Source organism: Flavobacterium sp., from assembly GCF_013822155.1.
Lineage (GTDB): Bacteria > Bacteroidota > Bacteroidia > Flavobacteriales > Flavobacteriaceae > Flavobacterium.
Map to the genome: position 1 here is coordinate 1 of NZ_PNJW01000168.1, position 1,440 is coordinate 1,440.

Sequence of the window (1,440 nt, forward strand, 5' to 3'; positions counted from 1 at the left end):
ACTATGAAAAATCTAATCTTACTGTTGTTGCTTACTTCAGGAGTTTATGCTCAAAAACAAGTTTTTAACGTGCAAGAGTATTGCATCGATGAAAAGCCATTGAAGGAAGGACAATGCGATCAAAAAGGGAATGAGTATTCGTTTTTGTTTTTAGATCCTGATAAGAAAGAAGTCGTTTTTTTTCTCACCGAGATCAAGTTTGAATATCAAATTACGGCAACCCAAGCGGATTCAAATTATACCATTTATACTTTGAAAAATGATAGAGGAGAAAGTACTATGAAAGTGAATAATGCCAAGACTAAAATTGAGTTTCGTTCGCCCGAACGACATATCTTCTTAACAGTAGGGAAATCTACTAAGGCGGAGAAGTAAGAAGGAGTAAAGAGTGAAAAGGGATAAGTGAAAAGGGATAAGGGATAAGTGAAAAGTGAAAAGGTATAAGGGATAAGTTTGTCAGCGATATGCTTTTTATCCTTTCCCTTATCTTTTCCAAAGAAATCAACATTTATCTCTTCAATCTGTTCATAACTAATTGTATGGCAACGATGAATGGCTTGGAATAGTTTTTATTTTTATTTTAAAGTAAACGTAAAACTATGAAGTCAAAAAATTTACTCTTTGCTGTTTTACTGTTTTTTGCAGTTAACAGTTTTTCTCAAACCAAGATTGAAGCCAAAGATGGCATTCATTACCTCACGACTAACATTGATTATCCGATTACCGGTACCTACTTCTTTAAAGGAGCTGAACCTACGGTGGAATTAAATGGCAATGGTGCGGGTTTTTACCAACTGCATGAACAACCCAAAAAAGCGGTGACTTGGGGTATTGAATGTGACGAAGCCGGTGTGCCTATATTTAGTAAAGGTTTTGACAATGTGGCTTACACACTTTGGTACCAATATACCAACCCGGAGACGGAAGAGGAACAGCATTGGAAAACGGTGCCTTTTACGATTCATTTTAATAGTTTAAAGATGTATATTCAGGGGGAACGAAGTAAAGATTATACTGAATAAGTAAGTATAACTGAGGTTTATAATTTAATTTTTTGCTTAGCACTTGTGACAGCTTGAGTTGGCGAAGGCCATTTTTTGAATTTGTTCAGTACTTTTCGGGTTTTGTCAGGGGTTAATTGAAGTTAGTAAGGGTTGAAACTGTTTGAGGAAAGCCATAGGAGATACAATAAACGTCTCTTATGTTAAGTACGATTATTTATTTGGACATTAATAAAAGCCATTATTTCTGTATAATTATCAAATTTATCTGGAGAAATTATTAAAGTTTTTCCTTGCTTTAAAATGATTTTACTGTATATAAAACCGTCTGTTAAAGGCACACCATGTGTTCTAAATATTTGAGTTTTTTCCTTTTGTATTTTATCTATTTCTGAAAATGCTATTTCATAGGAAGATTTAGCATTGTAAACTTTTATAC

At 33.7% G+C, this 1,440-nt stretch carries 3 protein-coding genes; 2 read left to right on the forward strand and 1 reads right to left on the reverse strand.

Annotated features, from left to right (window positions below; translation table 11 throughout):
* On the forward strand, nt 1-375 hold a 375-nt coding region (locus tag C0512_RS15630), incomplete at its 5' end, for a hypothetical protein (RefSeq protein ID WP_290863243.1).
* Between the two features lie 224 nt (nt 376-599).
* Entirely contained in the window at nt 600-1,022 is a 423-nt protein-coding gene (locus C0512_RS15635) for a hypothetical protein (RefSeq protein ID WP_121313916.1), read from the forward strand.
* 182 nt (nt 1,023-1,204) lie between these two features.
* On the opposite strand, the gene C0512_RS15640 is transcribed toward C0512_RS15635, so the two are convergent.
* Nucleotides 1,205-1,440 (reverse strand): hypothetical protein (locus tag C0512_RS15640; protein WP_290863246.1); only part of this gene is annotated, 236 nt, incomplete at its 5' end.